The following is a 17,658-nucleotide window of genomic DNA, read 5'->3' on the forward strand; positions in this document are numbered from 1 at the left end:
TACGGGCCGGGCGTTCGCCGGGGCGCTGGCTACTGCCAGGGCCGCCGCCCCGGGCCGGTCGGGTGCGTGCCGGTGACGCCCATGACCACCGAGTACAGACTGGTCTCCGCAGTGATGAAGAGGCGGTTGCGCTTGGCGCCGCCCCAGGCGATGTTGGCGACCGCCTCGGGGACGTCGAGGCGGCCGATCAGGGTTCCGTCGGGGTCGTAGCAGTGCACGCCGTCGTCCATCGCGGCGGCCCAGAGCCGGCCGCCGTCGTCGAAGCGGAGGTTGTCGAAGCGGGCCTTCTCGCGGGCCCCGGCTTCGGCGAAGACCTTGCCGTCGGAGAGGGTGCCGTCGTCGCGTACGTCGAAGACCCGGATGAAGCCCGCCCGGGTGTCCGAGACGAACAACTGCTGCTCGGCGGCGGAGAAGACCAGTCCGTTCGGGGCGCCGAAGCAGTCCGCGACCAGCCGCACCTCTCCGGTGGACGGGTCGATGCGGTAGACGTTGTTGGCGCCGATCTCGCTCTGCGCGCGGTACCCCTCGTAGTCACTGGTGATGCCGAAGTCGGGGTCGGAGAACCAGATCGAGCCGTCCGACTTCACGGCGGCGTCGTTGGGGCTGTTCAGCCGCTTGCCCTGCCACCGGTCGGCCAGCACGGTGATCGTGCCGTCGTGCTCGGTGCGGGTCACGCGGCGGTTGCCCTGCTCGCAGGTGATCAGGCGGCCTTCGCGGTCGAGGGTGTTGCCGTTGGTGTGCCCGGCGGTGCGGCGGAAGACGCCGACCGAGCCGGTCTCCTCGTCCCAGCGCAGCATGCGGTCGTTGGGTATGTCGCTCCAGACCAGCTGGCGCCAGGCGGGGAGGTAGACCGGCCCCTCGGCCCAGCGGCACCCGGTGAACAAGACCTCCAGCGCGTCGTCACCGTTCATGCACCTGCCGGTACGGAACCGGTCGTCGAGCATCTCGTACAGCCCGGGGCGCTCGCTGCTCATGGGGTCCACTCCTCGCGAAAGGTTTAGTCTGCCGGTCTGCCGAATGTGAGTCGGCATGATGTGATTAATACAAGATGAGATATGGTCTGGGCCAGCAGATTCCGAATGGAGAGTTGTGGATCACATCGATCGTGCGCTGCTGGCCCAGCTCCAGCGGGACGCCACCCAGTCCTACGCCGCGCTGGGCCAGGCCGTCGGTCTGTCCGCCGGCGCCGCCCATGAACGGGTGCGGAAGCTGCGCGAGCGCGGCGTCATCCGGCGTACCACGGCCGAGGTGGACCCGGTCGCCGTGGGCAGCGCCGTGCTGGCTTACGTGATGGTCGACTCGACCTCCTGGATGGGGGATTCGGCGCAGGACTTCGCCGCGGTCCCCGAGATCCTGGAGGCGCATGTCATCGCGGGAACCGCCTCGCTGCTGGTGAAGGTCAGGACCGCGACCACCGAGCAACTACAGGATGTGCTGCGCCGGATCTACGCCATCGACGGGGTCAGCGGAACGCAGGCCACGGTGGTCCTGGAGACCTTCTTCGAGCGGCCCCTTTCGCCACTGACCGGTGAGCAGGCGTGATCTCCGGGCGCCCCGGCCGTGGTGAAGACGATGTCGTCGCTGGTGCCGGAGTCGGGGTGACGTCGCTGGCGTCCGCATGGGTCTCCAGAGACGTCGGCCAGGCGCACGACCTCTCGAGCCACGGCGACCGGCGGGCTCTTGTCACGGTCGACGCGCGATGAGCCGAAGCGTGGTAGGCGTCACCTGCGGGGGGCCCGACCTCCGGCGTAACCGTGCGAAGCACGGGGGGTTGTCCCGGCTGGGGTGGCGCTCCGCACATCCCGTGAGCCGGCCAGCAGCCTGCGACAGATCGCTGCTGCGTCCGCAGTTGTGCGCCGGACCATGGCGGACGTCGCTTCAGCCGGTCACAGCCCGGCGACGTCCTCGGCCCTCTTCAGTACGGAGCCGAGTGCCCCCACCACGGTGTCGTGTCTCCTCTCGCGCGCCGCCCGGTCCGCCGGCACCAGCCGGGCGGCGGTCTGCACGGCATAGGCGTCCGGGTCACCGAAGGCAGCCCGCGGGTGCTCTCCCGTCTCCGCGCAGTGTGCCGTGACATCCTTGACCGCCTTGAGCACGACTGCCCGGTCCACGCCCGGCTGCATGGCCAGCCGTACCTGGAAACGCGCCATCCACTTCTCGCGGTCCTTCCCCGTCGTTGCGTCGGTCATCTGGCCCTTCTTCGCCACGTGCCCTCCCAGGTCATCGGTAGCCGTCCGTCATCGAGTCGGACGCCGGGGCATGGAATTGGGTTGCGCGAGGGCCGGAGTACCCGGAGCACCTTGCCGATGTGCGGGCGACGAACGATCGAGACGCGACAGGAGCGCCCTCCCGGAGCTTCTCTTTGCCGCCGACCGCTCCTCGCAAGCTCGCGACAGCCGGCAAATCGGTGGCGGGTCCGTCAGGAGGGCGGCGGCCTGCGCTCTGCCGGTGTCAGCAACAGCACCTCCAGCGCGTGCGCACACGAGCGGGCCTGTTCCAGAAACCAGTCGGTGCGTTCGGCCGTGATCACGGACGGAGTGGCTCGGACGGCGAGCGCGAACCGCGCATGGCCGGCGCCGTCCAGCACAGGCACGGCCAGGGTGCGCACCCCCAGGGCCGACTCCCCGTCGTTGAGCGCGTACTCATCAGCACGGACGCGCTCCAACTCGGCTGCCAGCAGTGCTGGTTCCACGATCGTGCGGTCGGTGAAAGCGTGCAGCGTGAGCCCGGCGGGGCCGCTGTCGCCCGGCCGGGCCCAGGCGAGCAGCACCTTGCCCAGAGCCGTCGAGTGCAGTGGCCGGCGCAGCCCCATCCGCGGTGTCACCGAACCGCCCGCGACGATCACGGCATGCGGGCCGCTGCGCAGAGCCAGGTCGGCCGTCGCGCCGGTGCGCTCGGCCAGGTCGGCCAACTCCGGTGCGGCCAGATGGAGCCCACGCTGGTGGTACGAGAGCCGGCCGAGCTCCGTCACCGCAGGGCCCAGCCGGTAGCGCGCGGTCCGTGCGTCCTGTTCCAGGAAGCCCGCGCCCAGGAGGGTGCGGGCCAGCCGGTGTGCCGTGGAGGCCGAGAGTTCGAGGCGCCGGGCGAGGTCAGCGGCGCTCAGGTCGGGGCCGTTGTCGTGGAAACAGTGCAGGACGTCCAGCGCGCGCTGGACCGCCTGTGCCCCACCCGGAGCACGTGCCGCCGCTGTCTCGCCCATGCCGGTCTCGCTCTCCGCTGGGGAGGTGGAAGGGACCATGATCTCCACATTACGGGAGTCAGAAGCCCTCGAACCTGGCTGCGCAACGCTCTGTTCACAGTCGATCCCACATTATGGGAGGCCAGTTGTGGGTGGGAGTGAGCCCGTGGCAGTCTGCAGTCCTCACCACAGGCGTACGGAAAGGAGCAGTGCCATGGCAGGCCTCAGCGCCACGTCCCCCGGCAGCTCCATTCCGGTCACGCTCGCTCTCACGCTGCGCCGTCACATCGACCTGGCGCGCGTTTCCAGTGCCGCCTGTCGCTGAAGCTCCGTACCTCACAGCCTGCCGCTGCGCCCCATACCTCGCCTGCCGCTGAAGCCGCGTACCGCTCAGGCTCGCGCGCCTCGCTGACGCGCCCGGCTGTTCCCGCGTCGCCCCCGCCGCCCGCGGACCGTGCCCCCGCCCTTCGACCCGGGCGCACCCTGCCCCCTGCTCCGTCCACCCTCTTCGGGAAGAGACCATGTCGCACACTGCCGCGCTGCCCGACACCCTCTGGTTCACCCGCTGTCCCGTACCCACCGCGACGGGCATCGCCGCCGACCGGCACTGGCTCAACGAGGAGTTCGCCCCGGACGGCATCGCGGTGCGTTCCCTCCAGGACGCCGCCCCCGACGCGGACCGTGCCACCCACTACACCCACGCCCTGCCGGGCCTGTTCCGCGAAGGCGGCAACGTGCCCGCCCTCTGGGCCCGTTCGCGAGGAGAGGCGACCCGGCTGATCGGCCTCACCTGGATCGAGGAACGCCAGGTCGTGCTGGTCGCACCCGGAGCCGGGATCAGGGGCGCCCACGCCCTGCGCGGCCTGCGGCTCGCCGTGCCCTCCCACGCCATCGCCATCGACTTCTGGCGGGCCATGGCGCTGCGCGGATTCGAGGGCGCGCTCGCCTCTGCCGGCCTGGAGCTCGGGGACGCCGCACTCGTCGACGTACCCGCCCACGCGCACGAGGGCCAGTGGGCCGCCGAGCTTGACGCACTGCGGCGCGGTGACGTGGACGCCGTGTACGTGAAGGGCGCGGTCGCCGTCGAGGCGGCCCGCCGGGCAGGAGCGGAAGTCGCCGTCGAACTCGACGAACTCCCCGACCGCCGCTTCCGCGTCAACAACGGAACACCCCGCCCCATCACCGTCCACCAGCGGCTGCTGGACGATCACCCCGACCTCGTCGACCGTTTCCTCGCCGTCCTGCTCAGAGCGGCCGACTGGGCCACCAGGCATCCCGTCGACGTCGATCGCATCCTGGGCGCCGAGACGGGGGCGGGCGCCGACGGGGTCGCCGGCGCCTATCGCCCCGGCACCCACCTCACCCTGCACCCCACTCTGGCGGCCGAGCGCCTCGCCCTGCTGGCCGAGCAGGAGGCCGCGCTGCGTGCCCACGGCTTCCTCCCGGAGCGCGTCGACGTCGACGCCTGGGCCGACCTCGAGCCCTTGAGCAGGGCTGCCGGCCGCGCAGGCCTTCACTCAGCCCTCTCACCCGCCCGCGAACCCGAAGGACCGCTGTCAGCATGAACCTGCACCGATCTGTCCGTACGACGATCGCCCCCGCCCTGCTCACGGTCACCGCCGTCCTCGCCCTCAGCGCCTGCGGTACCTCCGACGCGGACAGCGGATCCGGCGCCACGAGTACCGTCACCGTACGCATTCCCGACCCCGGCAACTCCGGAGTCCTCGCCGCCGGCAAGAAGGACGGCAGCCTCGACGAGGCCCTCGGCAAGGTGGGTGCCGAGGTGGAATGGACCGGCAGCGCCGGGCCCTTCGCCCCCGCGGCACAGGCGATGAACGCGGACCAGCTCGACTTCGCCACCGGTTCCATCACCTCGGGCATCACCTCGCTCGCGCAGCGACCCGGGTTCAAGTTCTTCACCGCCGTCGACCCCGACGGGGCGGGCGAGGGCATCCTCGTCCGAGACGGTTCGGGCATCGGCTCCGTCGCCGACCTGGTGGGGAAGAGGGTCGCCGTCAACCAGGGCGGCACCGGTGAGTACCTGTTGCTGAAGGCGCTGGCCAAGGAGGGGATCCCGGTGGACAAGGTCCAGCGGGTCTACCTGCGCCCCGACCAGACCGCCGCCGTCTTCAACGCGGGCAAGGTCGATGCCTGGGCCGTCTGGGCCACCTATGCCGTGGCCGAGATCGGCAGCGGCAAGGCCCACTTCGTCGCCGACGGCGCGGCCATCGGCTCCGACAACTACAGCCTGAACGCCGTGCGGACCGGCTTCGCCGAGAAGCACCCCGAGATCGTCAAGGCGCTCTACACGTACCTCCACACGTCCAGCGTCAGGGAGAAGAAGGACCCCGCCGCCTACCTGAACGTCTTCACCGATGTCGGGCCCACCGCCGTCACCGGTAAGGCCAAGGAGGTGCAGACCGGGTTCATCGCCCAGGGCGGCACGGTCGATCCGATCGGCCCCGAGGACATCACCCGATTCGAGGCCGTCGCCGCCTTCTACGCGGAACAGAAGGTCACCAAGAACAAGGTGGACGTCGCGGCCCACCTCCTCGACGTGGAGAAGCTGACATGAGCGCCGTCTCCGGGGCAACAGCCGCAGAGGGCCTGATCACTCCCCGTCCCGGGCTGCGGACGACGCGCAGCCGGCCCTTCGCCGTGACCGTCCGCGCACTGGGCCCGGTCGCTCTGCTCGCCCTGTGGTGGGCGGCCTCGGCGACGGGGGTGCTCACCGCCGACGTGCTGGCGTCACCCGCCGAAGTACTGCGTGCAGTGGGCGAGTTGTGGGGGAACGGACAGTTGCCTGACGCGCTCACCACCTCGCTGACCCGCTCCGGCATCGGTCTGCTGATCGGCCTCGCCGTCGGGCTCACCCTCGGCGTCATCACCGGATTCACCAGGATCGGGGACGAGCTTCTCGACTCCTCGCTCCAGACCCTGCGCACCATTCCCTTCCTCGCCCTCGTACCGCTCTTCATGGTCTGGTTCGGGATCAACGAGACGGCGAAGATCCTGCTGATCGCCGTCGCCACCACGTTCCCCATGTACGTGTCCACGTCGAGCGGCGTACGCAACACCGATCCCAAGCTCGTCGAGGCCATGCGCAGCTTCGGGATGAGCCGGCTCGCCGTCGTCCGGGAGGTCGTCATTCCCGGCGCTCTGCCGTCCCTTCTGGCCGGACTGCGGCTGTCCATGACGCTCAGCGTGATCGCCCTCATCGCCGCCGAGGAGATCAACTCCACCGAGGGCATCGGATATCTGATGTCTCAGGCGCAGAGCTACGCCCGTACCGACATCCTTGCCGTCTGCATCCTGATCTACGGCCTGCTCGGCCTGGCCGCCGACATCGTCGTACGGCTGCTCGAGCGCGTCCTGATGCCGTGGCGGATCCCGCAAGGAGGGACACGATGACCGCCGCAGCGGAACGACCTGCCGTACGGGTACGGGGTCTGCGCCGGGTCTTCGGCACCCGGGCCGTGCTCGACGACTTGCGACTCGACATCGCACGGGGCGAGTTCGTGGCCCTGCTCGGCGCAAGCGGAAGCGGCAAGACCACCTTGCTCCGCATCCTGGGCGCGCTGGACGGTGCCGACGGGGGAGAGGTGCTGGTCCCCGAGGCCCGCACCATCGTCTTCCAGGAACCCCGCCTCGTACCGTCCAAGAAGGTGCTGGCCAATGTGACGGTCGCCCTTCCGCGCAGCCGCGCCCCGCACGGGCTCAGGGCCCTGGCGGAGGTCGGCCTGGAACGGCACGCCGAGGCCTGGCCCGGCACGCTCTCCGGCGGCGAGGCCCAGCGCGTGGCCCTCGCCAGGGCGCTGGTACGGGAGCCCGAACTTCTGCTGCTGGACGAGCCGTTTGCCGCGCTGGACGCCCTGACCCGATTGAAGATGCAGGACCTGGTGGGGGAGCTGTGCCGCAAGCACCGCCCCGCAGTCCTGCTGGTCACCCATGACGTCGACGAGGCGGTGCGGCTCGCGGACCGCGTCGCCGTCCTGCGCGACGGGAGGCTCGTCACCGACGAGTCCGTCGACGTCGGCAGGCCGCGCGACCCGGGCGATCCCGCGTTCGCCGCACTGCGTCGCCGGCTGCTCAGCGACCTGGGGGTCGACGCCGGCCACGGTCCGCACCGACCCGATGCGGACCCCGGTCCGCGACCCGACCCCTCCTCCTCGTCCTCGCAACTCCTCACGTCTTCCGAAGCCGGAGTGATCTGAATGACCGTCACCATCGGGGTGCACAGCAGTAACCCCTCCCTCTACCACCTCTACCACCTCTCCCGTCTCGGCTTCGCGCAGGAGGAACTGGCCGCGCTGGACGAGACGGTCGCCTTCTTCCCGTACACCAACGGGGTCCGCACCGGCGAGCTGCTCACCCAGGGCGTCATCGACTTCGGCGGCACCGGCTCTACCCCGCCGGTCACCGCGCAGGCCGCGGGCCACGACCTCGTCTACACCGCGGTCTCCGCCCCGCGTCCTGGTCACGGTGCCCTCCTGGTGCCCGAGGACAGCCCCGCCCGTACGGTCGCCGACCTCAAGGGTGCGGCCGTGCACCTGGCGATCGGGTCCTGGCAGACCCATCTGATCGCCAAGGCGCTGGACGACGCCGGGCTCTCGTACTCCGACGACATCACCGCGGTCCGCAGCGGCGGTGACAGCGAGCGGCTGCTGCGCTCCGGAGAGATCGGCGCCTGGGTCGCCCAGGGCCCCGAGCTCGCGGCCGCGCGGAGGGCCGGGGGACTGCGCACGCTCGTCGCCACGGGCGACGTGATCTCGGACCGCTCCGTCTTCTTCACCCGGCGCGACTTCGCCGAGAACCGCCCCGAGGTCGTCGAGGCGCTCACCCGAGCCCTCCGACGGGCCGACGACTGGGCGGCAGCCAACCCCCGCGCCGCCGCCGAGATCGCCGCGGCGGACCTGGGCGGAAGCGCCGACGACTGGGAGACCGCTCTGCGGGCCCTGCCGTGGAAGATCGAGGCGGTGAGTGACGAGTTCATCGCCGAGCAGCAGGAGGCCGCGGACATCTTCCACCGCACCGGTTTCATCGACCGGCCGGTCGAGGTCGCCACGGCCCGGGCGCGCGTCACCGGCTCTGCCGGCCCGAAGGCGGTCTGAGCGCCGTGGCGGCAGAAGTCCTCTGGTACATCATCCCGCGCGAAGGCGCCTACCCGTGGGAGCCCGAAGGCCGGCGGACCGCCGACCTCGGCTATCTGAGCCGGCTCGCCGGGGCCGTCGAACAGCTCGGATACAGCGGCGCCCTGCTCGCCACCGACCTGTACGACGTCTGGCCGCTGGGCAGCGCACTCGCGGCGTCCACCAGCACCCGGTTCAAACCGTTGCTCGCAGTCCACCCCGGACTCGTGTCGCCGACCCTGCTGGCCAAGATGGCGCTGAGTTTCGACCAGCTCTTCGGGGGCCGGCTGCGCTTCAACGTGGTCAACGGTTCCACGAAGGCGCTGCGGGAGTACGGACTCCATGTGGAGCACGACGAACGGTACGCACTCAGTGCCGAGTACTGGTCGATCGTGAAGCGGCTGACGGCCGGAGAGGTTTTCGACCACAAGGGCCGTTTCTACGACCTGAAGGACGCGGGCGCCTCGTTCCGGGAGCTGAAGCCGGTGCAGGCCCCGCACATCCCGCTGTGGTTCGGCGGCTCGTCGGACCCGGGGATCGAGATGGCGGCCGAACACGTCGACGTCTTCCTCACCTGGGGGGAACCCCCGCACCTGCTGAAGGAGAAGCTGGAGAAGGTCCGGGCACGGGCCCGCGCCTACGGCCGCACCCTCCGCATCGGGCTGCGGCTCCACCTCATCGTCCGCGACACGGAGGACGCGGCATGGGCCGCAGCTGACCGGCTGCTGGACGTCACCAGCGAGGCCACGTACGCACGCATGCTCGGTGACCGGGCCGGTGAGGAGGGTGTGGGCTGGCAGCGTCAGTTCCGCCAGCACGGCGGGCGGGTCCCCGCCCGGGCCCGTGAGCTGGAGACGTACCCCAACATGTGGCCGGGTATGAGCTTGTTCCGGCCGGGCCCCGGCACGGCGGTCGTCGGCTCGACGGCCCAGGTCGTCGAGCGTCTCAAGGAGTTCGAGGAACTGGGTGTCGACACGTTCATCCTGTCCGGGAACCCTTTGCTGGAGGAGGCCTACAGAGTCGCGGAAACGGTGCTTCCGGCGCTGGGCGTCACTCGCTGACCCACCGGCCGGCCGGGAGTCGTGGAGCCGAGGCCCGGCCGGCCGCCTGGGCGGGGGTGACGGCGGGCTGAGCGTGGGCGAGCAGGACGTGAACAGGTCCAGTCCCGTCCGGGCAGCCGTGACCGGCGGTGCCGGCCGACCCACGCCTCGACACAGCCGGGCGGCGTGCTTTCTCGGCGCGCCGCCCGGCTGTGGTCAGTCAGTAGGCCACCGGCTCTACATCCAGGACCGCCTTGCCCGCGACGCGCCGGTCCAACAGCGCCTGGGCGGCCTCGGGGACACGCTCCCAGGAACCACGCCAGCCGACCTCCGGGGAAAGCTTTCCCGCTGCCACGAACTCCAGCAGGGTTGCCAGGTCCGGGCCTACCTCGTGCACGTCACCGAACGTGTTCATCGTCCTGGACGGTCCCACGGAGAACAGCGAGTACGGCGCGAACACCGCGGGTTCGTCGGAAGCCCAGCCGATGTTCTGCACACCCCCGCCCGGCGCGAGGAGTTCCCAGGCTGCGACCAGCTGTCGCCCGCCGACATTGTCGAGGATGAGGTCAACCGGCCGGTCGATGCCTTCCAGGCCCACCACCACTTGGTGGGCGCCCAGCTCGGCAAGGCCTGCGGCTCGCGTCGACGATCCAACCGAGGCGATCACATGGGCACCCCCCAGGGCCGCGAGCTGGACGGCGTAGCGGCCGACGCCGCCGGCCGCGCCGGTGATCAGTACGCGTCGGCCCAGGATGGGGCGGGAGCGCAGCGTGCGTAAAGCGGTGATGCCGGCCATCGGCAGCGCGGCGGCGTCAGCGAGGCCGACCCGGGCGGGCACTTCGGCCACCGCGGTGGTGTCCACGGCCATCCGCTGGGCCCACGCGCCGGCTCCGAATGCCGCGACCCTGGCTCCTACGGACGGTCCGGTGCCGTCCGTCGCGGCACGTACGACGACACCGGCGGCGTCGTAGCCGTGAACGGTCCCGGCCGGAAGCCGCCCCGCGAACGCCACCTCGCCGCGGTTGAGCGAGATGTGCTGGACATCGACCAGCAGTTGATGCGGTGCTGCCTGAGGTTCTGCGGCCGGCCCGAGGCGCAGGGATCCGGGAGCGTCGGGATCGACGACGAGTGCGTGCATGACCATGAGGCCCCTCTGTTGGTGTGCATTATGCGGACCGATAGTCCGTTTGGCGCACGGTAGTATGCGGACCAACAGTCCGTCCAGGTGAGAGATGTCGATGGCTGAACAGCGGGCCGAACGTGCCGACGCGGTCCGTAACCGTCGCGCGGTGCTACGCGCGACCGAGCAACTCCTGACCGAACGCGGCAGGGACCATGTGTCACTCGACCGTGTCGCCGCCCTTGCCGGAGTCGGGAAAGGCACCGTCTTCCGGCGCTTCGGCAACCGCGCCGGACTGCTGCAGGCGCTGCTGGAGGAGAGGACCCGGGAACTGCGCGATGCGGTCGGGAACGGGCCCCCGCCCCTGGGACCCGGAGCGCCCGCACCGGAGCGACTGCTCGCCTTCCTGGACGGGCTCGGCGCGATCGCCGAAGGCAACGCCACCTTGCTGTCCGCCCACGGGCAAGCCTGTGCTGAGGACAGGTACGGCGATCCCAGCTACCAGCTGTGGCACCACCATCTCGCCGCCTTGTTCGCCGACGGACGACCCGACCTCGACGCCGACTTCCTTGCCCACGCCGTACTCGCCCTCTTCGACGGCGACCTGGTCCGCCACATGACGCCGCATGACGACCCTCGGCGCTTCACCCGGTCCGTCCAGCAGATGGCCATGGCCTTGCTCCGCCGTGACTGATCGTGCACGACCGGCTGCGGGCGGCGCGAGCGGAGTGCCGTCCGCCACAGGGCGGCTTCTACCTCCACCCCGACTTCTCCCCGCAGCGCCGCACCCTCCACGCGCAGGGTGTCACCACCGGAGCGGAACTGGCCGCCGTGCGGCTCGACCGGTGTTCGGCGTCGCCACACTGCCGGGCAGCGCGTTCGGCGACGCCGGCACCAGATTCTCCCTGCGGGTCGCCACCATTCTCCTGTACGGGATGTCAGTCGAGCGTGGTGGGATGGCTGTCAGCGCGGTTCCCACGCTGTGCCGCCGGACGACGCGCCGCTTGACAGCAGCCCTCAGGCTCTCCCAGGCTGCGCCGGCAGACGTGCGGAAGTTCAACGGCGCGGCGAGCGGGGCCTGGTGAGAGGGCCGTGCCAGTCGAGGCACAGGACGGTGGCATCGTCCTTGGGCGGCCGCCCGTCGTATGCGTCGGCGACCGCGGCCACAAGGGCGCGCACGACTTCGCGCGGATGCTGATCGGCGGTGTCGCGCATGATGCCGGGCAGAGCGACGGTCGCCGCTTCGCGCTCCTGCATGCCGTCGGTATGGAGGAGAAGCCGGTCCCCGGGACGCAGATCGACGTCCTGCACCAGGTACGGGCCCTGCTGCGGAACGCCGAACGGCATGTTCGCCGTGAGACGCACCTCGCTGACCACGCCGTCGCGCAGCCGCAGCGGCCGCGGGTGACCGGCGTTGACGAGCTGGGCACCGGTCCCATCCAGGGCGACGCGCAGCAGCTGGCCGGTGGCGAAGGTGCGCCGACCGTGGTCGAGAAGGGCCTGGTGGACCTGCCGCGCCTGTTCCGCAAGGTTCGCCCCGGCGCGTCGGGCGCCGCGGGAGGCGTTCACCAGGAGGGTGGCCATGAGGGAGGCATCGACGTCGTGGCCCATGGCATCGGTGACGGAGAGGTGCAGGGTGTCGTCGTCCAGGCTGTAGTCGTAGGTGTCGCCGGCGATGTCGGAGGCGGGGACCAGCGCCCCGGCAAGGGTGAACGCAGGGGCTTCGCAGGAGGAGGCGGAAGGCAGCAGCTGTCGCTGGATCTCGGCGGCGAGGCTGACGGTGGTGGTGCGATTGCCCCAGTGGTACAGGTCGGTGAAACGGCGGTCTGTGACGATGATGTACGCCAGCGCGTGCGCCGCCTCCTCGACCTGGTCCAGAACGTCCTGGGTGACGTCGGCATCGGGCAGGAACAGCTCCAGGACACCGATGGCGTCGCCGCGATTGCTGACCGGGGCAAGTATCCGCCGCCCCTGGTCCCCCTCCGGCGTCTGCACCAGTTTCTGGGTACGCAGGACCTCGTCGTAGACACCGCTGTCGTCCAGGGGAACGCCCTCGGCGCGGTCCTCCTGCGCCTCACCTGCCGTGTCGCTCACCCGCAGCAGGCGCCTGCCCACCACGTCGACGAACAGGAACGACACGTAACGGGCACCGAACCGGGTGCGGAGATTACGCGCTACGACGTCGAGTGAATCCGCCGGCGCGGCGTCCTCCGCCGCCACCAGCACCTCGGCCAGTCCGATGCGTTCTCTCGCCATGACAACCTCCCAAAGTCTTGCGGCTTCTCCTGCCCACATGGCGCGATTACGTGCTCTCACCACGTCCGTTGCCGGAGGTCGCGTGCGCCGGACCGAGGGCTGCCGGGGGTGCGGTCCATGAGGAAGGGGCGGCTTGCGGGCGAGGCACGGCACGCCGCACGGACCTGGATGTCCCGGTCCTCGGTCACACGGGTCGTCCGGCGAGGGGTGCACGGCGAGGTCGCCATGCACCGCCTGGCACGGCTCCGACAGCGCTCGGGATGCCGGGTTCAGGCCACGTGGACGCCCGAGTGTCCCGGTGTGAACCTCGCGACCTGACCTGGCCGCAGTGAACGATCCGCTCTCCGAGGCCCCGCCGGCCCATCTCGTCCAGGAACGTGCTCAGCGGCGACGTCATCAAGCTGTAATTGTCGTAGTGCACGGGCAGCGCGAACCGCGGGCCCAGCGGCCGGGCCGGAAGAACGGCATGACGGCGACGACGCCTGACCATCCCCCCAGCCCGGCCCCTGCCGTTCGAGCACCGGAGCGCCTCGCCTCTTCCGGCTCAGTCGGCGCCGTGCTGCTCGGTCTACGGGTGGCGGGCCGGAACCTGCGGCAAGTGAGGAACGGTAGTCAGATGCTCCGCGGAGGCAGCGGGCGCAGGGCCGGGCCGTGGAGCACCTCGCCGTCGATCCCGAACCTCGAACCGTGGCACGGGCACTCCCAGGCGGTCTCGGCCTGGTTGAAGGCCACCAGGCAACCGAGGTGGGTGCAGCGTGCGGACACCGCGTGGGCCGTACCTTCCTCATCGCGGTACACGGCGCAGCGGCGCCCTTCGACCCGAACGACCGCCCCTGAGCCCGGAGCGATGTCGGTGACCGAGTCCACGTGGGTGCTTTTCAACCGGTCACCTACGAAGTGCCGTGCGACGTCCGCCTGCTGCTGCAACAGCGCCGACCCTTCCCGTACGGTGCTCCACAGGCGGCGCGGGTCGTACAGGCTTGCCCACTCGGGTTCCGCGCCGGTGAGCTCCGCTGCCAGCAACTGACCGGCCATGGCGCCTCCGCTCATGCCCCAGCCGCCGAATCCGGTCGCCACGTACACATGACGGGCGCCCGGATGGAACGGGCCGACGAGCGGCACGCCATCGCTCGCCTCGTTGTCCTGGGCAGCCCACCGGTAGGCCGTGGCACCGACCCGAAAGTGTTCGTGCATCCATCCGTCCAGCCGCAGGAACCGCTCGCGGCTGTCACCTGTGCCGGGAGTGAAGCTCTCGCCCGTGACGATGAGGAGACGCCGGCCCTCGTCGAACGGCGCGGTGCGGACCGATCGTTTACCCATGTCGTCCGTGATGTACATGTGCTCCGGCGCCTCGGAGGCGGGCAGGGGAGCGGCCACGACCAGTTCGCGGCGCGGCGACAGGCGGGCGAAGTGGAGCGCACGGTCGAAGACCGGGTAGTGCGTGGCGACGACGACGTCCGCCGCACTGACCGTCACGCCTTGCTCGGTCGTGACCTTGCACGGACTGCCCTCGGTGAGGCCGGTCACGCGGGTCCGTTCGTGAATGACACCGCCGCGGGCGGTGATGTCATCGGCCAGAGCAAGAAGGTACTTGCGCGGGTGGAATCGTGCCTGGTTGCCGACCCGTACAGCTGCGCTGACGGGAAAGGGCAGGTCCGTCCCGGTCACGAAGTCGGCGTCGAGCCCCGCTTCCGCGGCAGCCTCGGCCTCGGCTTCGAACATGGCGCGTTGGTGCGGGTCAGTGGTGAAGGTGAGAGCTGAGGACCGTTCGATGTCGCAGTCGATGCCCAGTTCGGCAGCCACTGCTGCGACCTGTTCCACCGCTCCCTGCTGGGAGCGGGCGTACGCTCGTGCGCCTTCCTTCCCGCGTGTGCGGCGCAGTCGTTCGTACACGAGGGAGTGAGCCGCGGTGAGCTTCGCCGTGGTGTAGCCGGACACCCCGGCAGCCACGCGATCCGCTTCCAGCACGGCCACATTCCGTCCGGCCCGGATCAATTCCCAGGCGGTGCTGAGACCGGCCATACCTGCGCCGATCACGACGACGTCCGCCGTCGTGTCGGCTTCGAGCCTCGGCCATCGAGGGCCCGGAGCTGTGTCCATCCAGTAGGACTCGGCTGTGCCGGGCAGTGCGTCTGGTGTGGTCATGAACCACGTGTTCCCTGAGCGACCGGAAGGAGACGCAGTTGGCCGGCTCTTCCCCTTGCTCAGCATGGTTGTGCGCGTCTCGGGGGTCGCCAGGATGCCGGTGGCGTAGCGGTGGTCCGCACCGATGAGCCCGCCCAGCGGTGGTGCCGTCGATCTGCGATTCCGCGTCCGGCCCTTGAGCGCAAAGTTATTTGCGGCGCTGCGGTGCGGGGACCAGACTGTGCAGGTGCTGATTCGACGCGAAACGCCTGCTGATGTCCCCGCCGTAAGCATCGTCACCGCGGCCGCCTTCGCCAAGCCGGAGACCCCGGTTCCTGTGGAGGTAGCCCTCCTCGACGAGTTGCGCACGTGCGACGCCTGGCTGCCGGAACTCTCGTTCGTGGCACTCAGCGACAAGGGTGAGGTAGTAGGACACGTGGTCTGTACGCGAGGCCATGTCGGCAGCGCTCCCGCCGTGGGCCTCGGCCCGCTCAGCGTGCACCCCGACCACCAGAACCGCGGTGTCGGCCTCGCCCTCGTCCACACCGTGCTCGGCGCAGCGGATGCCCTGGGCGAGCCCCTTGTCGCGCTTCTGGGCAGCGCCGCGTACTACAGCCGCTACGGGTTCCGCACCAGCACGGACTACGGCATCACCGCACCGGACCCCTCGTGGGGCGAGTACTTCCAGGTCCGAACCCTGAGCGCCTACGACCCTGCGCTGCGGGGCGCCTTCACGTACGCCGAGCCGTTCGAGCGGGTCTGACATCGGGGCAGGGGCCGGCGCGGTTGCCCGCCTCGAACACGATCGGCTCTGGCCCGGCGCGACAACTCAGGCGGGTTTGGCGCCGGAGGGACGCCGGGTTTCCGCCGCCGGGTGCCGCGCAGGTCAGCGGCGGGGGAGCACACCCAGCAGGGCTGCGGTCAGACCCAGCCGCAAGGAGTCCTTCAGCTCCAAATGAAGGCGGGCCAGGTCGGGCTCGGCCTCGTAGGCCGCCCGCAGGCTGGGCGGGGGTGCGCTGTACGCCGACAGCGCGCCGGCCAGGACCATGGCGTGCAGGCTGAACTGTGTTGCGTTCTCGCCCAGTTCTGGCAGGTACTTCCGGATCAGGGCGGTCATGGTTGCCAGACGGTCCAGGGAGGCGCGCTTGTAGCGTGCTACGACCTGGACGGAGACGTTGTGTTCCAGGACGCTCCCCTGTGCGCCGAAGAGGTCGCACAGCACCACTCGGCCGGAGAGTGAGCGGCTGAGGATCTCGGCCACCGCTGCCGCTCGCTCGGCCATGGGCAGATCTTCGTCCACGCCGGCGGACAACTCGCCTGCCAGGTCCGTCAGCCACTCCCGCAGGTAGCGGTCCAGCAGTTCAAGCAGCACCGCCTCGCGAGACTCGAAGTACCGCAGCACATTCGGCTTCGCCAGGCCTACCCGGCGGCTGAGCTCGTTCAGGGTGACCGCAGCCACGGGCATCTCGTCGAGCATCGCCGACGCCATGTCGAGGATCGCCCGTCGACGGATCTCCCGCTGCTCTTCGGTTCGCGCCCGCTGGAATGTCACGATCGCCAGCCTAACTTAAGTACCTTCGGTACGTTGACAACGTACCGAAAGTACTTTAACGTTTGAGATGTAAGATACTTTCGGTATGTTAACTGGTGGGGGCTTGACATGGGCAAGAAGTGGACGACGGCGGACATTCCGGACCAGCACGGGCGGGTGGCCGTGGTGACCGGGGCCAACACCGGACTCGGGTACGAAACCGCCAAAGCGCTGGCCGACTGCGGGGCGTCCGTGGTGCTCGCCGTGCGCAACGTCGAGAAGGGCGAGCAGGCCGCCGCCCGCATGGCCGGCGATGTGACCGTGCAGGCGCTGGACCTGACCTCGCTCGACTCCGTCCGGGCCGCGGCGCAGGCGCTGAGGTCACGGCTCGACCGGATCGACCTGCTGATCAACAACGCCGGCGTGATGTACACCCCGAAGCAGACCACCCGGGACGGCTTCGAGATGCAGTTCGGCACCAACCACCTCGGCCACTTCGCGCTCACCGGCCTGCTGCTGGACATGATGCTGCCGGTGCCCGGCTCGCGGGTGGTGACGGTCAGCAGCACCGGCCACCGTATCCGGGCCGCGATCCACTTCGACGACCTGCAGTGGGAGCGGTCTTACAGCCGGGTCGCCGCCTATGGTCAGTCCAAGCTGGCCAACCTGATGTTCACATACGAGCTGCAGCGCCGGCTCGCCACGCACGGCACCACTGTCGCAGTGGCCGCGCACCCCGGCATGTCCAGCACCGAGCTCGCCCGCAACACCCCCGCCGCCCTCCGGCTTCCGCTCACCTGGCTCGCGCCGCTGATCACCCAGACCCCGGCGATGGGCGCGCTGCCGACCCTTCGTGCCGCCACCGACCCCGCCGCGCTCGGCGGCCAGTACTACGGACCTGGCGGACGCAACGAGATCATGGGCCACCCCCGGCTGGTCACCTCCAGCCCGCAGTCGTACGAGATGGTCGTCCAGCAGCGGCTGTGGGCCGTCTCCGAAGACCTCACCGGGGTGAACTTCCCCGTTGCTGAGTCCCAGCAGAATCCGCATTCCTCCGGACCGGCCGTCACGTTGTAGCCCGCGCCGGTATGGGGCGCCCGCTCGTCGCGGTGCAGCGGGTGGCGCCGGGATCGACGAGGGGCTCCCACTCCGCCCCGACCCCCAACCCGTTCCTCTCGGTTGCCGGGCGTGGGGGAGGGGTGTGGTCCCGCCCCGCATCGCGCCGAATTGGCCACGGCCGGGGCGTGCCCTGGCCGCAGGAGGCCGACGACCGAAGCGGA

The 17,658-nt window shown here is 70.3% G+C and carries 17 protein-coding genes; 10 read left to right on the forward strand and 7 right to left on the reverse strand.

Features of this window, described 5'->3' with window-relative positions:
- Positions 1–29 precede the first annotated feature (29 nt).
- On the reverse strand, positions 30–974 hold the full coding sequence (locus ABZY45_RS19120; RefSeq protein WP_356741376.1) for an SMP-30/gluconolactonase/LRE family protein: 945 nt from the start codon (positions 972–974) through the stop codon (positions 30–32).
- Positions 975–1,089: 115 nt separating this feature from the next.
- On the opposite strand from ABZY45_RS19120, the gene ABZY45_RS19125 reads away from it, so the two are divergent.
- A complete protein-coding gene (locus ABZY45_RS19125; RefSeq protein ID WP_356741378.1) occupies positions 1,090–1,542 on the forward strand; it encodes an Lrp/AsnC family transcriptional regulator in 453 nt (150 codons plus the stop codon).
- A 344-nt stretch (positions 1,543–1,886) separates the two neighbouring features.
- Here ABZY45_RS19125 and ABZY45_RS19130 read toward each other — a convergent pair whose 3' ends face one another.
- Both ABZY45_RS19130 and ABZY45_RS19135 read right to left on the reverse strand, forming a co-directional pair.
- Positions 1,887–2,189, reverse strand: a complete 303-nt coding sequence (locus tag ABZY45_RS19130) for a hypothetical protein (RefSeq protein ID WP_356741380.1) — start codon at positions 2,187–2,189, stop codon at positions 1,887–1,889.
- A gap of 230 nt (positions 2,190–2,419) precedes the next feature.
- A complete protein-coding gene (locus tag ABZY45_RS19135) occupies positions 2,420–3,199 on the reverse strand; it encodes an IclR family transcriptional regulator (RefSeq protein ID WP_356741637.1) in 780 nt (259 codons plus the stop codon).
- A 500-nt stretch (positions 3,200–3,699) separates the two neighbouring features.
- Here ABZY45_RS19135 and ABZY45_RS19140 point away from each other — a divergent pair, with 500 nt between their 5' ends.
- The 6 genes from ABZY45_RS19140 to ABZY45_RS19165 are packed head-to-tail and all read left to right on the forward strand — an operon-like array spanning position 3,700 to position 9,368.
- On the forward strand, positions 3,700–4,743 hold the full coding sequence (locus ABZY45_RS19140) for an ABC transporter substrate-binding protein (RefSeq protein WP_356741382.1): 1,044 nt from the start codon (positions 3,700–3,702) through the stop codon (positions 4,741–4,743).
- Complete coding sequence (locus ABZY45_RS19145) at positions 4,740–5,753, forward strand: NrtA/SsuA/CpmA family ABC transporter substrate-binding protein (protein WP_356741384.1); 1,014 nt, start codon at positions 4,740–4,742, stop codon at positions 5,751–5,753. Before ABZY45_RS19140 ends, ABZY45_RS19145 begins: the two co-directional genes overlap by 4 nt.
- Complete coding sequence (locus ABZY45_RS19150; RefSeq protein WP_356741386.1) at positions 5,750–6,589, forward strand: ABC transporter permease; 840 nt, start codon at positions 5,750–5,752, stop codon at positions 6,587–6,589. Before ABZY45_RS19145 ends, ABZY45_RS19150 begins: the two co-directional genes overlap by 4 nt.
- Complete coding sequence (locus tag ABZY45_RS19155) at positions 6,586–7,392, forward strand: ABC transporter ATP-binding protein (protein ID WP_356741388.1); 807 nt, start codon at positions 6,586–6,588, stop codon at positions 7,390–7,392. Before ABZY45_RS19150 ends, ABZY45_RS19155 begins: the two co-directional genes overlap by 4 nt.
- On the forward strand, positions 7,393–8,289 hold the full coding sequence (locus ABZY45_RS19160) for an ABC transporter substrate-binding protein (RefSeq protein WP_356741390.1): 897 nt from the start codon (positions 7,393–7,395) through the stop codon (positions 8,287–8,289).
- 5 nt (positions 8,290–8,294) lie between these two features.
- Positions 8,295–9,368: an LLM class flavin-dependent oxidoreductase gene (locus ABZY45_RS19165; RefSeq protein WP_356741392.1), complete on the forward strand. Its 1,074-nt coding sequence runs from the start codon at positions 8,295–8,297 to the stop codon at positions 9,366–9,368.
- A gap of 199 nt (positions 9,369–9,567) precedes the next feature.
- Here the strand turns inward: ABZY45_RS19165 and ABZY45_RS19170 are convergent, their stop codons facing one another.
- On the reverse strand, positions 9,568–10,485 hold the full coding sequence (locus ABZY45_RS19170; protein ID WP_356741394.1) for a zinc-binding dehydrogenase: 918 nt from the start codon (positions 10,483–10,485) through the stop codon (positions 9,568–9,570).
- Positions 10,486–10,585: 100 nt separating this feature from the next.
- Here ABZY45_RS19170 and ABZY45_RS19175 point away from each other — a divergent pair, with 100 nt between their 5' ends.
- On the forward strand, positions 10,586–11,161 hold the full coding sequence (locus ABZY45_RS19175; RefSeq protein WP_356741396.1) for a TetR/AcrR family transcriptional regulator: 576 nt from the start codon (positions 10,586–10,588) through the stop codon (positions 11,159–11,161).
- 362 nt (positions 11,162–11,523) lie between these two features.
- Here ABZY45_RS19175 and ABZY45_RS19180 read toward each other — a convergent pair whose 3' ends face one another.
- Together ABZY45_RS19180 and ABZY45_RS19185 are read right to left on the reverse strand one after the other, a co-directional pair.
- Positions 11,524–12,723 (reverse strand): PP2C family protein-serine/threonine phosphatase, encoded by a 1,200-nt coding sequence (locus ABZY45_RS19180; RefSeq protein WP_356741398.1) that lies wholly within the window; start codon positions 12,721–12,723, stop codon positions 11,524–11,526.
- Positions 12,724–13,335: 612 nt separating this feature from the next.
- A complete protein-coding gene (locus tag ABZY45_RS19185) occupies positions 13,336–14,868 on the reverse strand; it encodes an FAD-dependent oxidoreductase (RefSeq protein WP_356741400.1) in 1,533 nt (510 codons plus the stop codon).
- A 226-nt stretch (positions 14,869–15,094) separates the two neighbouring features.
- Between ABZY45_RS19185 and ABZY45_RS19190 the strand changes: the two genes are divergently transcribed.
- Positions 15,095–15,610: an N-acetyltransferase gene (locus ABZY45_RS19190; protein ID WP_356741402.1), complete on the forward strand. Its 516-nt coding sequence runs from the start codon at positions 15,095–15,097 to the stop codon at positions 15,608–15,610.
- Positions 15,611–15,733: 123 nt separating this feature from the next.
- Here ABZY45_RS19190 and ABZY45_RS19195 read toward each other — a convergent pair whose 3' ends face one another.
- A complete protein-coding gene (locus ABZY45_RS19195; protein ID WP_356741404.1) occupies positions 15,734–16,399 on the reverse strand; it encodes a TetR/AcrR family transcriptional regulator in 666 nt (221 codons plus the stop codon).
- Positions 16,400–16,507: 108 nt separating this feature from the next.
- Here ABZY45_RS19195 and ABZY45_RS19200 point away from each other — a divergent pair, with 108 nt between their 5' ends.
- The gene (locus ABZY45_RS19200) at positions 16,508–17,455 is read left to right on the forward strand and encodes an SDR family NAD(P)-dependent oxidoreductase (RefSeq protein WP_356741405.1); all 948 of its coding nucleotides are present in this window, start codon (positions 16,508–16,510) and stop codon (positions 17,453–17,455) included.
- The last annotated feature ends 203 nt before the right edge of the window (positions 17,456–17,658 follow it).

Source organism: Streptomyces sp. NPDC006516 (assembly GCF_040611875.1).
In the GTDB taxonomy this organism is placed as follows: Bacteria; Actinomycetota; Actinomycetes; order Streptomycetales; family Streptomycetaceae; genus Streptomyces.

Coding starts and splice junctions, on each gene's coding strand:
- ABZY45_RS19155 (WP_356741388.1), top strand. CDS start 6,586: ATGACCGCCGCAGCGGAACGACCTGCCGTACGGGTACGGGGTCTGCGC.
- ABZY45_RS19135 (WP_356741637.1), bottom strand. CDS start 3,199: ATGGGCGAGACAGCGGCGGCACGTGCTCCGGGTGGGGCACAGGCGGTC.
- ABZY45_RS19180 (WP_356741398.1), bottom strand. CDS start 12,723: ATGGCGAGAGAACGCATCGGACTGGCCGAGGTGCTGGTGGCGGCGGAG.
- ABZY45_RS19130 (WP_356741380.1), bottom strand. CDS start 2,189: ATGACCGACGCAACGACGGGGAAGGACCGCGAGAAGTGGATGGCGCGT.
- ABZY45_RS19120 (WP_356741376.1), bottom strand. CDS start 974: ATGAGCAGCGAGCGCCCCGGGCTGTACGAGATGCTCGACGACCGGTTC.
- ABZY45_RS19160 (WP_356741390.1), top strand. CDS start 7,393: ATGACCGTCACCATCGGGGTGCACAGCAGTAACCCCTCCCTCTACCAC.
- ABZY45_RS19175 (WP_356741396.1), top strand. CDS start 10,586: ATGGCTGAACAGCGGGCCGAACGTGCCGACGCGGTCCGTAACCGTCGC.
- ABZY45_RS19150 (WP_356741386.1), top strand. CDS start 5,750: ATGAGCGCCGTCTCCGGGGCAACAGCCGCAGAGGGCCTGATCACTCCC.
- ABZY45_RS19185 (WP_356741400.1), bottom strand. CDS start 14,868: ATGACCACACCAGACGCACTGCCCGGCACAGCCGAGTCCTACTGGATG.
- ABZY45_RS19145 (WP_356741384.1), top strand. CDS start 4,740: ATGAACCTGCACCGATCTGTCCGTACGACGATCGCCCCCGCCCTGCTC.
- ABZY45_RS19140 (WP_356741382.1), top strand. CDS start 3,700: ATGTCGCACACTGCCGCGCTGCCCGACACCCTCTGGTTCACCCGCTGT.
- ABZY45_RS19200 (WP_356741405.1), top strand. CDS start 16,508: ATGGGCAAGAAGTGGACGACGGCGGACATTCCGGACCAGCACGGGCGG.
- ABZY45_RS19170 (WP_356741394.1), bottom strand. CDS start 10,485: ATGCACGCACTCGTCGTCGATCCCGACGCTCCCGGATCCCTGCGCCTC.